This is a genomic window from Gymnodinialimonas sp. 202GB13-11, assembly GCF_040932485.1.
Classification (GTDB): domain Bacteria; phylum Pseudomonadota; class Alphaproteobacteria; order Rhodobacterales; family Rhodobacteraceae; genus Gymnodinialimonas; species Gymnodinialimonas hymeniacidonis.
Genome location: NZ_JBFRBH010000001.1, coordinates 2448888 through 2464565, shown reverse-complemented (window position 1 = coordinate 2464565; position 15678 = coordinate 2448888). Strand labels below are relative to the sequence as shown.

The 15678-nt window shown below is 61.9% G+C and carries 20 protein-coding genes; 8 read left to right on the top strand and 12 right to left on the bottom strand.

All coding sequences use genetic code 11. From position 1 onward, the window contains the following. Position 1: 1 nt before the first annotated feature. The 3 genes from secF to V8J81_RS12400 are packed head-to-tail and all read left to right on the top strand — an operon-like array spanning position 2 to position 2088. The gene (secF, locus tag V8J81_RS12410; RefSeq protein WP_368476066.1) at positions 2 to 982 is read left to right on the top strand and encodes a protein translocase subunit SecF; all 981 of its coding nucleotides are present in this window, start codon (positions 2 to 4) and stop codon (positions 980 to 982) included. Beyond that, entirely contained in the window at positions 975 to 1730 is a 756-nt protein-coding gene (locus V8J81_RS12405) for a sulfite exporter TauE/SafE family protein (protein ID WP_368476065.1), read from the top strand. The genes secF and V8J81_RS12405 overlap by 8 nt, the downstream gene beginning before the upstream one ends. 4 nt (positions 1731 to 1734) lie before the next feature. Beyond that, positions 1735 to 2088, top strand: coding sequence for an Mth938-like domain-containing protein (locus V8J81_RS12400; protein WP_368476064.1), 354 nt, complete (start codon positions 1735 to 1737; stop codon positions 2086 to 2088). A 160-nt stretch (positions 2089 to 2248) separates the two neighbouring features. Here the strand turns inward: V8J81_RS12400 and V8J81_RS12395 are convergent, their stop codons facing one another. The 3 genes from V8J81_RS12395 to V8J81_RS12385 all read right to left on the bottom strand — a co-directional run bounded on the left by V8J81_RS12395 (position 2249) and on the right by V8J81_RS12385 (position 4302). Then, the gene (locus V8J81_RS12395) at positions 2249 to 2989 is read right to left on the bottom strand and encodes a DUF1194 domain-containing protein (RefSeq protein WP_368476063.1); all 741 of its coding nucleotides are present in this window, start codon (positions 2987 to 2989) and stop codon (positions 2249 to 2251) included. Further along, positions 2956 to 3384, bottom strand: a complete 429-nt coding sequence (locus tag V8J81_RS12390; protein WP_368476062.1) for a VOC family protein — start codon at positions 3382 to 3384, stop codon at positions 2956 to 2958. The genes V8J81_RS12395 and V8J81_RS12390 overlap by 34 nt, the downstream gene beginning before the upstream one ends. Before the next feature lie 75 nt (positions 3385 to 3459). Continuing rightward, on the bottom strand, positions 3460 to 4302 hold the full coding sequence (locus tag V8J81_RS12385) for a DUF817 domain-containing protein (RefSeq protein ID WP_368476061.1): 843 nt from the start codon (positions 4300 to 4302) through the stop codon (positions 3460 to 3462). An 87-nt stretch (positions 4303 to 4389) separates the two neighbouring features. Between V8J81_RS12385 and thyX the strand changes: the two genes are divergently transcribed. Continuing rightward, the gene (thyX, locus tag V8J81_RS12380; RefSeq protein ID WP_368476060.1) at positions 4390 to 5295 is read left to right on the top strand and encodes an FAD-dependent thymidylate synthase; all 906 of its coding nucleotides are present in this window, start codon (positions 4390 to 4392) and stop codon (positions 5293 to 5295) included. A gap of 146 nt (positions 5296 to 5441) precedes the next feature. Next, positions 5442 to 6584, top strand: a complete 1143-nt coding sequence (locus V8J81_RS12375; RefSeq protein ID WP_368476059.1) for a hypothetical protein — start codon at positions 5442 to 5444, stop codon at positions 6582 to 6584. Between the two features lie 367 nt (positions 6585 to 6951). Here V8J81_RS12375 and V8J81_RS12370 read toward each other — a convergent pair whose 3' ends face one another. The 4 genes from V8J81_RS12370 to V8J81_RS12355 all read right to left on the bottom strand — a co-directional run bounded on the left by V8J81_RS12370 (position 6952) and on the right by V8J81_RS12355 (position 9156). Next, positions 6952 to 7221, bottom strand: coding sequence for a hypothetical protein (locus V8J81_RS12370; protein WP_368476058.1), 270 nt, complete (start codon positions 7219 to 7221; stop codon positions 6952 to 6954). Positions 7222 to 7307: 86 nt separating this feature from the next. Further along, positions 7308 to 8294 carry a glycosyltransferase family 2 protein gene (locus V8J81_RS12365; RefSeq protein WP_368476057.1) on the bottom strand — a complete coding sequence of 329 codons (987 nt, stop codon included), beginning with the start codon at positions 8292 to 8294 and terminating at the stop codon, positions 7308 to 7310. A gap of 151 nt (positions 8295 to 8445) precedes the next feature. Next, positions 8446 to 8739 carry a hypothetical protein gene (locus V8J81_RS12360; protein WP_368476056.1) on the bottom strand — a complete coding sequence of 98 codons (294 nt, stop codon included), beginning with the start codon at positions 8737 to 8739 and terminating at the stop codon, positions 8446 to 8448. A gap of 210 nt (positions 8740 to 8949) precedes the next feature. Further along, positions 8950 to 9156, bottom strand: a complete 207-nt coding sequence (locus V8J81_RS12355) for a cold-shock protein (RefSeq protein WP_368476055.1) — start codon at positions 9154 to 9156, stop codon at positions 8950 to 8952. 214 nt (positions 9157 to 9370) lie between these two features. Here V8J81_RS12355 and V8J81_RS12350 point away from each other — a divergent pair, with 214 nt between their 5' ends. Next, positions 9371 to 9688: an arsenate reductase family protein gene (locus V8J81_RS12350; protein WP_368476054.1), complete on the top strand. Its 318-nt coding sequence runs from the start codon at positions 9371 to 9373 to the stop codon at positions 9686 to 9688. A 93-nt stretch (positions 9689 to 9781) separates the two neighbouring features. Beyond that, positions 9782 to 10150, top strand: a complete 369-nt coding sequence (locus V8J81_RS12345) for a hypothetical protein (RefSeq protein ID WP_368476053.1) — start codon at positions 9782 to 9784, stop codon at positions 10148 to 10150. A 6-nt stretch (positions 10151 to 10156) separates the two neighbouring features. Here V8J81_RS12345 and V8J81_RS12340 read toward each other — a convergent pair whose 3' ends face one another. The 3 genes from V8J81_RS12340 to V8J81_RS12330 form a co-directional block, all read right to left on the bottom strand. Continuing rightward, a complete protein-coding gene (locus V8J81_RS12340) occupies positions 10157 to 10849 on the bottom strand; it encodes a Hint domain-containing protein (protein ID WP_368476052.1) in 693 nt (230 codons plus the stop codon). A gap of 29 nt (positions 10850 to 10878) precedes the next feature. Further along, a complete protein-coding gene (thrS, locus tag V8J81_RS12335) occupies positions 10879 to 12825 on the bottom strand; it encodes a threonine--tRNA ligase (RefSeq protein WP_368476051.1) in 1947 nt (648 codons plus the stop codon). An 87-nt stretch (positions 12826 to 12912) separates the two neighbouring features. Beyond that, complete coding sequence (locus V8J81_RS12330) at positions 12913 to 14064, bottom strand: MFS transporter (RefSeq protein WP_368476050.1); 1152 nt, start codon at positions 14062 to 14064, stop codon at positions 12913 to 12915. 112 nt (positions 14065 to 14176) lie between these two features. Between V8J81_RS12330 and V8J81_RS12325 the strand changes: the two genes are divergently transcribed. Beyond that, entirely contained in the window at positions 14177 to 14839 is a 663-nt protein-coding gene (locus V8J81_RS12325) for a DNA-3-methyladenine glycosylase I (protein WP_368476049.1), read from the top strand. Here V8J81_RS12325 and V8J81_RS12320 read toward each other — a convergent pair. Continuing rightward, on the bottom strand, positions 14836 to 15234 hold the full coding sequence (locus V8J81_RS12320; RefSeq protein WP_368476048.1) for an MAPEG family protein: 399 nt from the start codon (positions 15232 to 15234) through the stop codon (positions 14836 to 14838). The genes V8J81_RS12325 and V8J81_RS12320 overlap by 4 nt on opposite strands. Next, positions 15234 to 15677, bottom strand: coding sequence for an SRPBCC domain-containing protein (locus V8J81_RS12315; RefSeq protein WP_368476047.1), 444 nt, complete (start codon positions 15675 to 15677; stop codon positions 15234 to 15236). Before V8J81_RS12315 ends, V8J81_RS12320 begins: the two co-directional genes overlap by 1 nt. Between the last annotated feature and the right edge of the window lies 1 nt (position 15678).

Below are 15678 nucleotides of genomic sequence, written 5' to 3'. Positions count from 1 at the left end.
TATGCGCCTGAGACTTGTTCCGCAGGAAACCAACTTCGATTTCTTCAAATATGCGAAGGTCACGTTTGGCGCGTCCATCGTGGCCATGATCGCGTCGATTGCGATCTGGCTGATGGTTGGCCTGAACTTCGGCATCGACTTTCTGGGCGGTACGACGATCCGTACGGACGCCACGGTTGAGGTCGACGTGGCCGACTACCGTGCGGCGTTGGAAGATCTGGATTTGGGCGATGTGGTGATCTCCCGCGTGTTCGACCCGAATTTCGATGAAGACCAATACGTCGTCACTGTTCGCATTCAGGCGCAGGAGGGGGTTGAGGCGGTCACGCCGGAAACCATCGAAGCGATCGAGGCGGCTCTTCTGGCCAACGTGGACAGCGAAATGACGTTTCCGTCCGTTGAATCCGTTGGCCCCAAGGTCTCGGGTGAGCTGATCCAGACCGCGATCATCGCGGTTCTGGCCTCTCTCGGGGCGATCCTTGTCTATATCTGGCTGCGCTTTGAATGGCAGTTCTCGGTCGGCGCTGTGGCTGCCCTGATCCATGACGTGATCCTGACTATCGGCGTCTTCAGCCTGTTCCAGATCCGCTTCGATCTGGCCACCATCGCAGCACTTCTGACCATCGTGGGCTATTCGATCAACGACACCGTGGTGATCTTCGACCGCCTGCGCGAGAACTTGATCAAGTACAAGCAACGCGCCTTGCGGGATGTGATGAACCTTTCTGCCAACGAGACGCTCAGCCGGACCTTGATGACCTCGGGCACGACGGCCTTGGCGCTGATTGCGCTGCTGGTTCTGGGCGGCGACGTGATCCGCGGCTTCGTCTTCGCGATCCTCTGGGGCGTGATCGTGGGCACCTATTCGTCGATCTACGTGGCCAAGAACGTGGTTCTGATGTTGGGCGTGAAACGCGACTGGTCCAAACCGTCCGATGGGGGCGGCGCGTCCGGCACGCAATTCGCGAACGTCGATGCCTGAGGCGTTGGTCGAGGCCCTGGCGACGCCGGGCCTCGTCTGGGTCTGCGCGGCCTCCCTCCTTGCTGGATTGGTTTACGGGTTCGCGGGCTTCGGCTCCGCGCTTGTGTTCATGCCGCTCGCCGTGATTTTCCTGCCGCCGCCTCTGGCGATTGCAGCGTTCTCGCTGTCGGCGTTGGCTTCACTTGTCACGGTCATCCCGAAGGCGTGGAAGGTTGCGAACCGTCCGCAAACCCTGCTGATGGTGGGGATGTCATTGATTACGATGCCGCTTGGGATTGCCCTGTTGCGCCTGGCACCTGAGGTCACGATCCGCACGGTGGTTTGTATCCTGACACTGGTGACACTGGCCGCGTTGTTGGCGGGCTGGAAGGTGCCCTTGAAGGGCGGCACGCCCCTCCGCGCTGGTGTGGGCGCGCTCAGCGGGATAACCGGCGGGTCGACTGGCCTGAACGGGCCACCCGTTATCCTGTTCAACCTTGGCAGCGATCAATCGGTGGAAGTCACGCGCGGCAATCTGGCCTGCTTCCTGACCTTCAACTCGCTTCTGATGATGCCGATGATGTGGCTGCAGGGGTTGATCGACGGCCCCGCGATCTGGCTGGGCGTGATCCTGCTGCTGCCCTATGCCGTGGGCACGTGGAGCGGCGCGCGCCTGTTCCGGCCGGAGGCCGCTGGCGTCTACAAAACTGCGGCCTATGTGCTGATCGGGGCTGCGGGCGTGATGGGCCTGCCGATCTGGGAAGGGTGATACGATGCGTATGAATGAAGTCAGCTTTGATGACAGCCGCCCGGTGGACGGCTACGGGCCGGGCTTTTTCCGCGTCGGCGGTGAAGTGGTGCAGGGCGCGGTTTTGCTCACGCCATCGGGTGTGGCGGGATGGGCCGGGTTTGAGGATGCGGCGACGATCACGGCCAAGGCCGGTGAGGTCGATTTCCTGCTGATCGGCACGGGGGCCGAGATTGCGCACCCTCCGGCGGCGTTTCGGCAGACGCTGGAAGTGGCCGGGATCGGGCTGGAGGTCATGGCCTCCCCCGCCGCGTGCCGGACCTATAACGTGCTATTGGCAGAAGGGCGGCGCGTAGGGGCGGCGATGTTGCCGGTCTGACGACCGGCCGGGCAGGGCGACGTCGGCCCACCCGCCCACCCCCGACGACGCCCTGCCCGGTGCTTCAACTGCGGGCGCGGCGTTTGTGGTTGAGAGCGGCGCAGGTTTGAGTATTTGAAACCAGTGGAAGACAGGGTCGCGTCAATAGAGCGTGGGCCGGTCAGAACGTGGTGATCGGGGGCAGGTCGCGTCCGTTCGTCAACGCATCGCCAAGGATCATGGCGCGCAATTCCCGTTCTAGTTTTCTGCGCATGGTCTCGGCGAAATCGTCGTGGTTCAGCGCATATTCCACGAATGCGCCGGGGCCGTGGATCACCTGTTCGAGGTAGTATTCCTCGATCTCACGCGAGGCGCCGCCGATGGCCAATCCGTTCACCGTGACGCCGTCGAAATCAAAATGCTCGAATGCGGCGGAGGGGGGGAAGCCATCGTTGTTCTGGCCGTCGCCAGAGATATCGAGCGTCTGGAAAAGACAGGCCGGGGCTTCGCGGAATCGGGTGGACGCGAAGCCCAACGCATAACCAAGCGCGGTCGGGAAATCCTGATTGCCCCGGATCGCCTGATTGACCCGTTCGGCGACGGCCAGCAGATCAGCCTCCGTCTCGATCATCACCCAATCGACGATGATGTCCTGCTGGAAGCGGCCCGACCATTCGAAGATCGACAAGGCGACCGGGCCGGGGCCGTTCAGGAAGGCCTCGGTCACGATGGGGTCGACCAGGGCCGCAGCCAGCCCTTCGACCTGGATGCGGTATTCCGCCTGATCGACAGAGGCAGAGACATCCATGCCCAGTTGCAGGGCGAGGCGGCATTGGTCCTGCGCGGCGGCGGGTGTGGCGGCCAAAGCCGCGAGGAGGGCGGCGGCCCTTACCAATGGCCCGTATTCTCCATCGACGCCCAAGGTTCCGCCGGGTCCAGGCTGTCGCCCGCTTGAAGCAGTTCGATGGAGACATTGTCGGGCGAGCGGACGAAGGCCATGTGCCCGTCGCGGGGCGGGCGGTTGATGGTGACGCCGTTGTCCATCAGGTGTTGGCACATCTCGTAGATATTATCGACGCGGTAGGCGAGATGGCCGAAATGGCGGCTGTCCGAGGGCAGGCCTTCGTCGCCATCCCAATTGTAGGTCAATTCGACCGCGGCATTCTCCTGCCCGGGAGGCGAAAGGAAGATCAGCGAAAAGCGTCCGCCGTCATTGTCGATGCGTCGCGTCTCTTCCAGACCCAGCAGCTTGTAGAAGGCGATGGAGGCGTCGAGGTCTTTCACCCGGACCATCGTGTGAAGATATTGGATGCCCATGTGGCACATGCTCCCCGTGTTTGGTGTTCAGGGTAGCTTAACGCGGGAATGGCGGTTGAACAGCCCGGGGGCGCGTTAAATTTCGCGTGGGGTCGGCTGGATCGGCTTGGGGTGCATGGCGTCGCGGACCACGAGAGTGACGGTGACGAAGGCCACGAACAGCAGCAGATACCAGGAGCCGAACTTGCCGATGTCGACGATGCCGGTGTCGCCTTGCGTCTCGTAGGTCCATGTCCGGGTGAAGGTGCCGATGTTTTCGGCGATCCAGAGCAGGAAGGCCGAGAGGAACGCGCCGACGGGCAGGCGGATGGCGAGGGGATTGGTGGCTGGGTAGAACCAGATGCGGGTGCGCCAGAAGAGGATGAACGTGGCGGCGAACAGCGCCCAGCGGATGTCGTAGGTGTAATGGTGGGTGTAGAAGTTCACATAGATCGCGAGCGCGAGGAGGAATGTCATCCAGAACGCCGGGTAGGGCGCGAACTGAATGTGGAAGATGCGGATGGCGCGCGCGATGAAGCTGCCCACAGAGGCGTACATGAAGCCTGAGAAAAGGGGGACGCCGCCGATCTCAAGTATGCCCTGGTCCGGATAATCCCATGAACCTTGGGCGAGTTTGAAGATCTCCATCACCGTGCCTGTGATGTGGAAGATGAGGATGACTTTCGCCTCCTCCCACGTCTCAAGCCCACGCCAGATGAAGACGATTTGAGTCGTGACGGCGAAGATCACCAGTGCGTCGTAGCGGGCCAGCGGCCAGTCGTCTTGCCAGATCAGGCGGGTCAGGATGAGGGCCGACAGGATCAGGATGCCGAACAGCGCGGCGTAGGCGATCTTGGCGAGGATCAGGGCGGTCAGGCCGAGGGCTGAGGGGCTTTTTGCCTGCCGCCGTTCCAGATTGGCCACGCTCAAGCCTGTCATGATCCCTCAACTTCTTGCGGTCGGTGCAGCGCGTGGGGCAATATGTGGCCTCACGCCGCCGATCCACCGATTCCCTGAGGACATGCCATGCCGCTGACGCCTGAACAACTGGAGGATATCCAGTCTGCCCGCTCCAACCCGCAACCGACTCTGCGCGCCGTGGCGCCGGGGATGGAGAAGCACCTCTATGAGGCGAAGCCGGTACTAGACCACGGGTTCGTGCGGGTCGTGGATTACATGGGCGATGACGCGGCAATCGTGCAGGCGGCGCGGGTGTCGTATGGCGCGGGCACGAAAAAGGCGCGGGATGATAGCGGGCTTATTCGCTACCTGATGCGGCACTGGCATTCGACGCCGTTCGAGATGTGCGAGATCAAGCTGCATGTGAAACTGCCTGTCTTCGTGGCGCGGCAGTGGATCCGGCACCGGACGGCGAATGTGAACGAATATTCGGCGCGGTATTCGATCCTCGACCGGGAATTCTACATCCCTCAGCCCGAGCATCTGGCGGCGCAGTCGGTGGTGAACAATCAGGGACGTGGCGAGACGCTGGAGGGCGAAGAGGCCGAGCGGGTTTTGCGGGTTCTGAAGGACGATGCGGGGCGGGCTTACGACCATTACGAGGAGATGCTGAGCCAGGACGGCCAGAAGGGCCTCGCCCGCGAATTGGCGCGGATGAACCTGCCTGCGAATGTCTACACGCAATGGTATTGGAAGGTGGATCTGCACAACCTGTTCCACTTCCTGCGGCTGCGGGCGGATGCGCACGCGCAGTATGAAATCCGGGTCTATGCGGACGCGATTTGCGAGATGGTGAAGGACTGGGTGCCTGCGGCCTACGGCGCGTTCGAGGACTACCGGATGGGCGGCGTGCAGCTGTCGGGCAAGGGCGTTGAGGTGCTCAAACGGCGGCTCGCAGGGGAGGCCGTGACGCAGGAGAGCTCGGGCATGTCGATGGGCGAATGGCGGGAGTTCGAGGCGGTGTTCGGGTGAGGCTGCTCACGCGTGAGCAGAGGGGTTAAGGGATTGGTTTTGTTGAGGAAAGAGTGTGGCGTTAAGGGTTCGTTAAGGAGGCATGTCGATTAAAGCGGCTGCCTGAAATCGAGAAATTCCCTCTTCAAAGCTGTGGAGTGCAACCAGTGAAGTATCGCCCCGGGATGCTCGTTCCGAAGGGATTTAATTCAATCGCCGATCTTTTTCAGGCGCGCCCAAAAGAATTCACCAGCTATGTTCTGGCGAACAAGGGCGAAAAATCCGGAAGCAAAGACATCATTGTGTCCAACAACCTCGAAGGCCTCTTGGAGGCCGCGATGGGCGGTGAATCCTATGGAAGCACGTTGGTGGTCAAATCGGTTGGGGGCTACAGTGATGTAGTGATTACGCGCGAACGCGATGAAGCACCGCCACTCGTGGCATTCAACCTTCTGAAAGGGAATTCGGGAGCAAGTTCGGCTCATGCGATCGGTATCCGCGCCGGTGAGTCGTCTACTCAATACAAAAACACTCTTTATGAGAATTGCGAAATCGGACGTTTGTATCTGCAGAATGATACTGTTGATAGTCTTGCGATCAACGGAGGGGTCATTGGAGTACTGGATCTGACCTCGTTGGAAAAGAGCTCGCAGCTAGAGATCGAGCTAAGGGACTGTCAAATTCTTCAAGTCCGTGTAGATCGCAGTCTTGCCCTGAGAAGTCTTGTCGTCGATCGGGTCAGCCTATCCACGAGTACTGAGAAACTGGGCGAACGGTTAAGCCAGCAGGAGTTTCGTGCGCCCGTTCCGCAACTTGACCGAGCATCTTTTGGGTATCTCGGAGAGTGGGCACGAAAAACCGGAAGCTCAGAGATTGCCCATCTGGCGCGAGGCCATGAGTTAGCCATCGAGCAATCAACGACGCGTGGATTGTATGGGTTATGGCTTAGACTATGGGGTTTGACTTCGGATCACGGACTATCTCCTGGCAAACCTTTGGCATGGTTGTTGGGCCTTTTTCTTCTGAATACCTTGATGATCTGCTTAAGCGGCTCGGAACTTGGGCTTTCAAACGACCAATTGGCAGGTTGGCGTACGAACTTGAATGATGGCTCTCACGCTGACAGCCTAGAAAGAGCAATTGTATCATCTTTCGAGGGGCTTACATCACCACTCGGAGTGGTCTCTGGGCGTCGGCTAGTCATTCCAAGCAACAACTTTGCTGCTGGGTTTCAAGTTTTCTACGGCTTTTCAGCTCTTGGCTTAATCTCTCTCTCAGTGTTCAGCGTTAGGCGCCGATTCAAAGTGTGACGCCAAGCACGGAACAAGGCCGCAGGCCGCGTCGTCATTGGGTGCTCGAACCAATGGCGCACCTCAATGGCGACCATCGCCGGACCATCCCGCGGTCTCCCTCTCGGCATCTTTTGCCTGGCAAAAAAAGCCTGCCGGGCGAGGGGCGATTTGGTTAGGCTGGGCGCTCCGGTTGTTAGGTTCGATTGTTTGGCTGGAATAAACTGCCAATCCGGTCCTGTCGGCTCTCCAAACCCCGGTCCCCTTTCGGCATCTTTTTCCATGAAAAAGAGCCTGTCGGGCAATGGGCGATGGCACGGCTTGTGCTCTGAGCGGTGGATGCTTGGTGGGACACGTCCGGCCCTGCGGTCCCGGGCCGAGGCCCGGTCTACTGCGCCGCAGCCTCTGCCTGCGCCCGGAGGTCTGCGACGAGGGTGGGGTTTTCGGCCTCCCATGCGCTGAACGCCACGTAGGCTTCGATTCGCTGGGCGGCCCATTCGGGGGTGCCGTGGGGCGCCTCATCGAGGGGGGCGAAGAAGGATTTGACCTCCTCATACAGCTCCACGCAGGCGAGGCGGTCGCCGCCGAGAGGTTGCTGCGTCTGGGCTGCGGCATCGCAGGTGTAGTAGCTCAGCAGGAGTGCGAGGAATTCGCCCATATCGGCCCCTTTCGCCCCCAGTAAAGGCCGGGGGCGGTGGGCTGGCAAGCGCAGGCGCGCTCACATTCGGGCGAGGCGCGCGCGGGTCAGGCGGCCTTGTTGGTCAGCGCCTCCAGCCGTTCCTCGGTCAGCCAATTGGCTTTCGTGGTCTCGAACCATTCATAGGCCTCGGCCTCAATCTCGGCGATCTGGCGGTCTTGGGTGCGCCATTCGGACATCAGCGCTTTGACGGCCGGGATGTGGTGCTGGATCGACGTTTCTTCCACATCGTTGACGTTGATGGCGCGGTGCCAGCGCGAGTTCAGCATGTAGCGCTTGTTGTGGCGCGATTGCATGGCATCGCCGCGATAGTTCTTCATCACGAACAGGTCGGGCGTGCGCACGGCGTAGTGGTTGATCGACGCGCCGCGCCATGGGAAGTGGCGCTTTTTGTTGGCGTTGCGGTTGGCGACGTGGCGGTGGTCGGAGAGGGTGGGGTGATACATCGCCTCCGGGTCGCGGCGGCCGCCTTCGGCATTGCACAGCGTCACGTCGCGCAGGGGCTGTTTGGGCATATGGTCGATCCCGGCGGCAAAGGCTGAGGGGTCGAACATGGTCTTCTGCATGGCGGTGTGTTCGCGGGCGATGTCGTTGGCCATCGTCAGCTCTTCCAGCTGGAGGCCGAATTCGGGCCAGCTGTCGAGGCCGCTATCGCCGAAGATGCGCCAGCGGATGGCGACGGCGTCGAAATCGTTAAGCCGGGGGAGCCAGGCGTCGAGCTTGCCATTGCCGTCGTGGATGTTGAGGAATTCGTCGGCGTCGATGTGCAGGAGCCAACGACAATCTTTCACCGCATCGTGGGCAAGCACCTTGGTAACGCCAGCGGGCTGCGGGGCGGTATCGCCGTGGTCGTCGTTGCGGATGTGGTGGACTGCGCCCAGCGCCGAGAGGCGGTCGAGCAATTCGTCCGTGCCATCGTTGCATTCGTTGGTGCAAACGAGGATTTCATCAAAGCCGATCACGCGGTGATAGGCGATCCATTCGAGTACGAACATGGCTTCATTGCGCATGCACGCCATGGCTGCGGTTTTCATATGACTGCCTCTGCCTCTGGTGACGCCCCGTTTTTGTTTTGGGTGGGGTCGTCTTTTGGTTATTGCGGGCAGTCTAGTCTGCTGGGGGGCGTGTTGTGAATCCTGCGTGGAAGTGGCGGGGGTTGGAGGTGTGGCGTTTCGGCACTTGGGGTTAGCGGATGGCGTGGGTGGTGAGGCCGCGGGCCTGGGCCATCGCCTCGGCCCGGAGGTGGGTGACGAGATCCGGATTGGCCTCCTGCCAGGCCAGGAAGCCGCGATAACCGTCGAGCATCTGGGCGTGGCGTTCGAGAGTGCCGGGGTCGGCGAGGTCGAAGGGGGCGAACCAGGCTTTGACGGCGTCGTAGGTGGCCATGCAGTCCTGCACCTCTGCCCCGGCCATGGGGCGGAGCAGGGCGGTCGCATCGCAGAGGTAGTAGAGCGCGAGCAGGTCGAGGAATTCGGCCATGGGGGCGCCTCCTTTCGATCAAAGGGCGGAGGCGACAGGGGAGAGAGGGCGCTGGCCGGGAGGGGGCTGGCGCGCAAACGCACGAATAGTCACCTCCCAATGCCGATTGAGGGTAGCAGCACAGGGTGAAGAGGCGGTTAATGAGGGCGAGAGAGGGTGGCCCGCGCCGGGCAGGGCGCGGGAAATTGGTACGTCACGCGGGTGCGTGGATCAGATCTTTTGCAGCTCCACCGCAGACGAACGGCCATCGCGGCCCTCGCGCAATTCGAAGCTGAGTTTGGTGTTGTCAGGCAGATCGGTCATGCCTGCGCGTTCCACGGCCGAGATGTGCACGAACACATCCTTGCCGCCGTCGTCAGGTGCGATGAAGCCGAAGCCCTTGGTGGTGTTGAACCATTTAACAGTGCCGGTAGGCATTTTTCCCGTGTCTTTCTATAGCTTTAAGTCCCGCCCACAAGCGGTGCGGCGGTGCGGTGCGGACAGGTAAAGACCCCTTCCGAAGCTGAAAGGACGTCGTTAACCTTCCCCACACTGAAAATGTTGGCGGTTTTCCGGCTGAAAACAAGGGCGGGTGTACATGTATCTCGCCGGTGGCATGAGATTGCCTACGAAGCGAGCGGAGGATGAAAATATGCGCATTTACGGGCTGAAAGCGTGCGATACGTGCCGCAAGGCGGTGAAGGCTTTGGACGGGGCGGAGCTGGTGGATGTGCGGGCTGATCCGTTGGGCCCGGACCAGATTGCACGGTTTCTGGAGGCGTTTGGGGATGCGTTGGTGAACACACGCTCCACCACCTGGCGCGGCCTGGATGAGTCGGAGCGGGCCAAAGCGCCTGAGGCTCTGCTGACCGCACATCCCGCGTTGATGAAGCGCCCGGTGATCGAGACGGATGACGGCACACTTCATCTGGGCTGGGGGAAGGACGTGCAGGCGGCCTTGCTGGGCTGAGGGGAAAGCGCCGCCGGTTTTCCCCGTAGGAGGGCTTGGGTGGTGCGCAACCGCCCCCCATGTGCAGTAGGACGGCAAATTACGGAGTCCTCAATGCGCAACGCAGCTCTTGTCCTTGGCCTAATCGGTGGAGTCCTCGCCATGATCGTGGGCTTTTTCGTCTACGGCTACACGGTGTTCATTGATTGGTTCGGAGAGATCCCGGACCTCGCCAGCCAAGTGGACAACCCCGAATTTTACCGGACCATGGCTTTCCTCTCGCCGATCCTGGCGATTGCCGGGGGCGCGATGGCAAAGTCACGGGCTTTGTGGGGCGGAGTTTTGATGCTGCTGGCGGCGGCGGGCATTCTTTACGCCTTTGGCTTTGGCGTCTTCACCATGTTCCCAATTGCCTTTTGCGGCCTTGGTGGCGTTCTCGCTTTGGCCGCGGGGCGGCCCGACGAAGAGCACGCCCATTTCTAGCGCCGTCTACCGCATAGGACGGAAGACGCGCTTTTCTTCCCGATGAAACGTCAACGCGGCCGTGGCCGAGTTCGCCTTACAGGATACCGCATCGAAGCACAGGCGCAGGCCTTGCACGGTTACTGAGACGGGCCTGCTGAGATGCAGGGTGACGTAGGTCACGCCATCGTCGGGGATGACCGTGCGAACTGTGCCGCCATTGGCCAACTGTTCGGCCAGAACCGTTATCTCGCCAACTGGGTCAACGTGAACAGGCATTTCGGGTGCGATCAGCAAGGTTTCCATCTGGCTGTCTTCGGACAGCGAGCCGTGGTCAAACCGGATCGGCGCACGTGCGCGGTTCAGCAAAAGGTCGGTGCGAGACAATCGGGTTGTTTCGATGTTGCGCACTGTGACGGGTTTGTCGTCGGCACAGATGATTTCATCGCCGCTGCAGAGGTCTTGCGCTTTGACGGTGCCCTTGGTGGTTTGGAAAGGCGTGGCTGCAGCGACGCCAAGGAGCGGGGGTGCCGCGTGCGCGTTTGTTGACGCCGCTTGGTCCCACTCGAGACCTTCCGTGCCGGCGTGTGCCGGCGCAAATGTGCCAGTTTGATACATACTCGATACCTGCAAAACCGCCGACTGACTCGGCTTGTTGACGTGAAGGTAACCGAACGGATTGGCGGAATGCTGACTGAATTGTGGCAAGACTGTGGCCATCCGGGCGGAGGGGCCCGGATGGCGCTAGATTAGCGCAGATCGGGCGGGATCGCCTCGGCTGCCAGATCTTGCACCACTTCATCCAGCGGCAAGACACTGGTCTGCTTCTCGCCCAGACGGCGCAGGGTGACGGTGCGGTTTTCGACCTCTTGCCGCCCGATGGCGAGGATCGCGGGGACCTTGCCGACGGAATGCTCGCGGACCTTGAAGTTGATCTTCTCGTTGCGAATATCCGCCTCGGCCCGCACCCCTGCCGCTTTGAGGGCGGCGACGGTTTCATGCACGAAATCATCGGCTTCCGAGACAATGGAGGCCACGACGACCTGACGGGGCGCGAGCCAGAAGGGCAGCTTGCCCGAATGCTCCTCAATCAGGATGCCGATAAACCGCTCGAAACTGCCAAGGCAGGCGCGGTGGAGCATCACGGGGCGGTGCTTGGCGCCGTCTTCGGCGATGTAGGTCGCGTCCAGCCGTTCGGGCAGGACGAAATCGACCTGATGGGTGCCGCATTGCCATTTCCGACCGATGGCATCGGTCAGCGTGAATTCGAGCTTCGGACCATAGAACGCGCCTTCGCCAGGGTTGATTTCCGGCTCGATCCCCGCAGCGCGGGTCGCAGACAAGAGCGCGGCTTCGGCCTTGTCCCAAGTCTCATCCGATCCGGCGCGCACGTCGGGGCGGGTGGACAGCAGAACCTCGTATTCCGGGAAGCCGAGATCGCGATAGATGTTCGAGAGGAAATCGATGTAGATCTTGGTCTCTTCCTCGATCTGATCCTCGCGGCAGAAGATATGGCCATCGTCCTGCGTGAAGCCGCGCACACGCATGATGCCGTGCAGCGCGCCGGAAGGTTCATAGCGCGCGCAGGAGCCGAATTCAGCCATGCGCATCGGCAGGTCGCGGTAGGATTTCAGGCCCTGGTTGAAGATCTGCACATGGCAGGGGCAGTTCATCGGCTTGAGCGCGTTGACGGCCTTTTCGCGGGCATGATCTTCGTCCACTTCGACGATGAACATGTTTTCCTGATACTTTTCCCAGTGGCCGGACTCTTCCCAGAGCTTGCGGTTCACCAGTTGCGGCGTGTTGACCTCCACATAATCGCCCGCGCGTTGCTGCCGGCGCATGTAATCTTGCAGTTCGGTATAAACGGTCCAGCCATTGGGGTGCCAGAACACCTGCCCCGGCGCTTCTTCCTGCATGTGGAAGAGGCCCATTTCTTTCCCGAGGCGGCGGTGGTCGCGCTTGGCGGCTTCTTCCAGGAAATTCAGGTGCTTCTTGAGGTCGTCACGGTTCTTGAAAGCGACACCGTAGATCCGTTGGAGCATGGGGCGCGTGTTGTCGCCGAGCCAGTAGGCCGCGGCCACCGACATTAGTTTGAAGGCGTCGGCGGGGACCTGACCGGTGTGCTGGAGGTGCGGGCCACGGCAGAGGTCCATCCATTCGCCGTGCCAGTACATGCGGATCGGTTCATCCCCGGGGATGCGGTCGAGGAGTTCGACCTTGTAGGGTTCATTCGTGCCTTCGTAGTGCGCGCGAACCTTTTCGCGGTCCCAAACCTCGGTGCGTACGGCATCGCGGGCGTTGATGATTTCTTTCATCTTGGCCTCGATGGCGCCGAGGTCTTCGGGCGTAAACGGCTCTTCCCGGTCGAAATCGTAGAACCAGCCATTGTCGCGCACGGGGCCGATGGTGACTTTGACGTCCGGCCAGATCTCTTGCACCGCGCGGGCCATGATGTGGGCGCAGTCGTGGCGGATCAGTTCCAGCGCCTGATCGTCATCCTTGAGCGTGTGAATCGCGATTGAGGCGTCGGCATCGATGGGCCATTGCAGGTCGTGATGAGCGCCATTGACGGTGGCCGAGATGGCCTTTTTCGCGAGCGAATTGGAGATGGTGGCGGCGACGTCAGCGGGGGTGATCCCGGCGTCGTAGTCGCGCGAATTGCCATCGGGGAAGGTAAGGGAGATTTGGGCCATCTTTCTGGCTCCTCGTCGGTTTGGCGCCTACGGAACGCCCGGTTGCGGGTATGATGTGCGGCCTTGTCGCGCTGGAGGCGTATTTTGTCAACGGGTGGCGCGGTCAGATGCGATCAGGTGGGCGAGGGCGGCGATCATGACAAGGGTGGCGGCGAGGCCGAGTGTTGATTCCGAACGCGCCTCGATCACGGCCCCACCGATGGCGGACCCGGCGGCGGCGCCCACGTAGATGCAGGCGGCGTTCAGGGAGAGCAGGACGGGCGCGCGGGCGGGGTCGAGGGTGACGAGGCGGACTTGCTGGGCTGCGCCGAAGGACCAGCCGATGACGGACCAGAGGAAGGTGTAGGCCATGAGAAGCCAGGTGGGCAGGGGCAAGTAGGAATAGAGCGGTAGGGTGGCGATTTGCAGGAGCGTCAGGATGAGGAGCGTGCGGGAGGCACCGATGCGGTCGCTCATCGCGCCGCCGGTAAAATTGCCCGCAATGGCGCCGAGGCCGAAGATGAAAAGGGCTACGGTAATGCCGTCACGGGCATAGCCCATGTCGGCTGCCAAGAGCGGCGCGAAGTAGGTGTAGAGGACGAAGATGGAGCAGAGGAACGTCGCGGTGAAGAAGACGGCGGCCATCAGGGGCAGGTCCGCCAGGGTTTTGCCGAGGTCCTTGAGAGAGACGGGGGCGAAAGAGAGGCCAGCGGGCACGATGCGCCAGAGCAGGATCAGCGCGGGGACAGAGAGGATGGCGACGATGGCGAAGGCATAGCGCCAGCCGAAGGTGTAGGCGACCCAGCCGCCGATGGGGATGCCCACGGCTTGCGCGATGGTCAGGCCCGCGAAGACGGCGGCGAGCGTTCGGGCGCGGCGCTCGGGCGCAGTGAGCATGGCGGCGACGGCGGCGGTGACGGGTGTGATGACGCCTGCGCCCATGGCCGCGATGCCGCGTGACACGTGGAGTGTGAACAGCGTCGGCGCGATGGCGGAGATCAGGGCGGAGAGGCCAAAGATGGCGAGGCCCATGGCCAGAACGCGCCGGCGGCCGATCCGGCCTGCAAGAGACACCAGCAGTGGCGACAAGATCGCGTAGAGGATGGCGTAAGTGGTCAGAAGCGCGCCGGATTGCGCGTCGGTGACGCCGAAATCATCGGCGATGGGCTCGATGATGCCGACGGTCAGAAAAGCGCCCATGCCCACGATGAAATTCACGGCCGAAAGGGTAGGGATCAGAAGGCGGGGAGCGTCGGCCATTGCGCCACCCTAGAGGGGCGGGCGGGGGCGTCAATGGCTTGTCAGGAGCGGGCTGGCAGGCCGGGGGAAATGCGCGCAGACTGGGGTTCGGGCCTGCGAGGAGGAGCGGACGATGCGGACGTTTGACGAGATTTTGGCGATTGCGGCGGAGCGGAAAGGCAGTGTTGAGGCTGTGCTGGGCGCTGTCACACCGGTCGCGCCGCAGGCGGAGGTGGCGGCGGTCCCGGATGATCGTTGGCTGGCGGAGATGAAGCGGGCGGTTTTTCAGGCGGGCTTCAACTGGGATGTGATCGAGAAGAAGTGGCCCGGCTTTGAGGCTGCGTTTGAGGGGTTCGATGTGGGCCGTTGCGCGTTCATGCCGGAGGATTGGTTTGAGGAACTGGCGGCTGATACGCGAATTGTGCGGAACGGGAAGAAAATCCGCGCGGTGCAGGTGAATGCGCAACTGATCCAGAGTGTTGAGGGCGGCTTTGGCGCGAAGATCGCGGGCTGGCCGCGCGAGGATTTCGCAGGTCTCTTGCAGTGGCTCGGCAAGGGCGGCAGCCACATGAGCGGAACCTCAGCGCAGTACATGCTGCGCAAGATGGGGGTAGATGGATACGTGCTGGGCAAGGATGTGGTCGGGCGGTTGATTGCCGAAGGGGTGATCGACAAACCGCCCACATCGCAAAAGGCGATGCAGGCGGTTCAGGGGGCATTCAATGAATGGGCGGATCAGTCAGAGCGAAGCCTGAAAGAGATCAGCCGGGTCTTGGCGCAGTCCTTGGACGCCTAGGCCAGTAATACGGCGCCGCCGATCACGCAGATCGCGACCCAACCGAGGGTGAACAGGATCGGGCGCACGGGAAGGACGGGCAGGCCCGCGATCATCCAGATGGCGTGGACCACGCGGATGATGAAGAACGCCATGGCCGCCGCCGCCGTGACCGGGGTGGAAACGCCCGCCAGATGGGCGATCAGGACAATCACGGCGAAGGGCAAGAACTGCTCCAACAGGTTGAGGTGCGCGCGCCAGGCGCGGTGGATCCAAGGCGGGGCCTGGGACACGTCCGGCGGACGGTTCTCGGTTGGCATCGGCATGCCGACGGCGTTCACCCCGATGATGAAGGGCATCCACATGGTGGCGGCCAGCAGGGCGGTCATGGTGAGCCAGAAGAGTTCGGGTGTCATCAGAGGGTTCCTTTCTCATTGAAACGAAGGGCCTCGCCGGTCTCGAGGAAGGTTTTCAGGCCTGCGGCCCAGCGCTCCCACCCGTCGGCGACGCCTTCGCCGGGCACGACGGGAAAGTGCAGGTCGTAATGCTCGATCACGAGCTTCATGTGGTTGGCCTCGGGCGTCAGCACGAAGACGGAGCGCGAGGGCGGGATGTCTGGAGCCCAGTGCGGCTCGAACGTGTGTTCAAGGCGCGATTTCGGATCCTCGACCAGCGTGCGGGCCAGCATCATCGTGCGGCCATCGGGCGTCTCGTAGGTATAGACACCATCGGCCAGCGTGATCTTCGGCGATAGGAAGTGGTAGGCCGAGATCGCCTCTGGGTCGCGTAGCGCGTCCCAGAGCGCATCGTGGGTGCAGCGGATATAGGTCTGCATCATGAAATCGGGTTTTGCGGTCATG

Excerpts from the sequence above, each read along its gene's own strand:
- secF (WP_368476066.1), top strand. The coding sequence starts at position 2 with ATGCGCCTGAGACTTGTTCCGCAGGAAACCAACTTCGATTTCTTCAAA.
- V8J81_RS12330 (WP_368476050.1), bottom strand. The coding sequence starts at position 14,064 with ATGGCCGACGCTCCCCGCCTTCTGATCCCTACCCTTTCGGCCGTGAAT.
- V8J81_RS12405 (WP_368476065.1), top strand. The coding sequence starts at position 975 with ATGCCTGAGGCGTTGGTCGAGGCCCTGGCGACGCCGGGCCTCGTCTGG.
- thrS (WP_368476051.1), bottom strand. The coding sequence starts at position 12,825 with ATGGCCCAAATCTCCCTTACCTTCCCCGATGGCAATTCGCGCGACTAC.
- V8J81_RS12340 (WP_368476052.1), bottom strand. The coding sequence starts at position 10,849 with ATGGCCACAGTCTTGCCACAATTCAGTCAGCATTCCGCCAATCCGTTC.
- V8J81_RS12370 (WP_368476058.1), bottom strand. The coding sequence starts at position 7,221 with ATGGGCGAATTCCTCGCACTCCTGCTGAGCTACTACACCTGCGATGCC.
- V8J81_RS12315 (WP_368476047.1), bottom strand. The coding sequence starts at position 15,677 with ATGACCGCAAAACCCGATTTCATGATGCAGACCTATATCCGCTGCACC.
- V8J81_RS12355 (WP_368476055.1), bottom strand. The coding sequence starts at position 9,156 with ATGCCTACCGGCACTGTTAAATGGTTCAACACCACCAAGGGCTTCGGC.
- thyX (WP_368476060.1), top strand. The coding sequence starts at position 4,390 with ATGCCGCTGACGCCTGAACAACTGGAGGATATCCAGTCTGCCCGCTCC.
- V8J81_RS12345 (WP_368476053.1), top strand. The coding sequence starts at position 9,782 with ATGCGCAACGCAGCTCTTGTCCTTGGCCTAATCGGTGGAGTCCTCGCC.
- V8J81_RS12325 (WP_368476049.1), top strand. The coding sequence starts at position 14,177 with ATGCGGACGTTTGACGAGATTTTGGCGATTGCGGCGGAGCGGAAAGGC.
- V8J81_RS12400 (WP_368476064.1), top strand. The coding sequence starts at position 1,735 with ATGCGTATGAATGAAGTCAGCTTTGATGACAGCCGCCCGGTGGACGGC.
- V8J81_RS12385 (WP_368476061.1), bottom strand. The coding sequence starts at position 4,302 with ATGACAGGCTTGAGCGTGGCCAATCTGGAACGGCGGCAGGCAAAAAGC.
- V8J81_RS12365 (WP_368476057.1), bottom strand. The coding sequence starts at position 8,294 with ATGAAAACCGCAGCCATGGCGTGCATGCGCAATGAAGCCATGTTCGTA.
- V8J81_RS12320 (WP_368476048.1), bottom strand. The coding sequence starts at position 15,234 with ATGACACCCGAACTCTTCTGGCTCACCATGACCGCCCTGCTGGCCGCC.
- V8J81_RS12390 (WP_368476062.1), bottom strand. The coding sequence starts at position 3,384 with ATGGGCATCCAATATCTTCACACGATGGTCCGGGTGAAAGACCTCGAC.
- V8J81_RS12350 (WP_368476054.1), top strand. The coding sequence starts at position 9,371 with ATGCGCATTTACGGGCTGAAAGCGTGCGATACGTGCCGCAAGGCGGTG.
- V8J81_RS12360 (WP_368476056.1), bottom strand. The coding sequence starts at position 8,739 with ATGGCCGAATTCCTCGACCTGCTCGCGCTCTACTACCTCTGCGATGCG.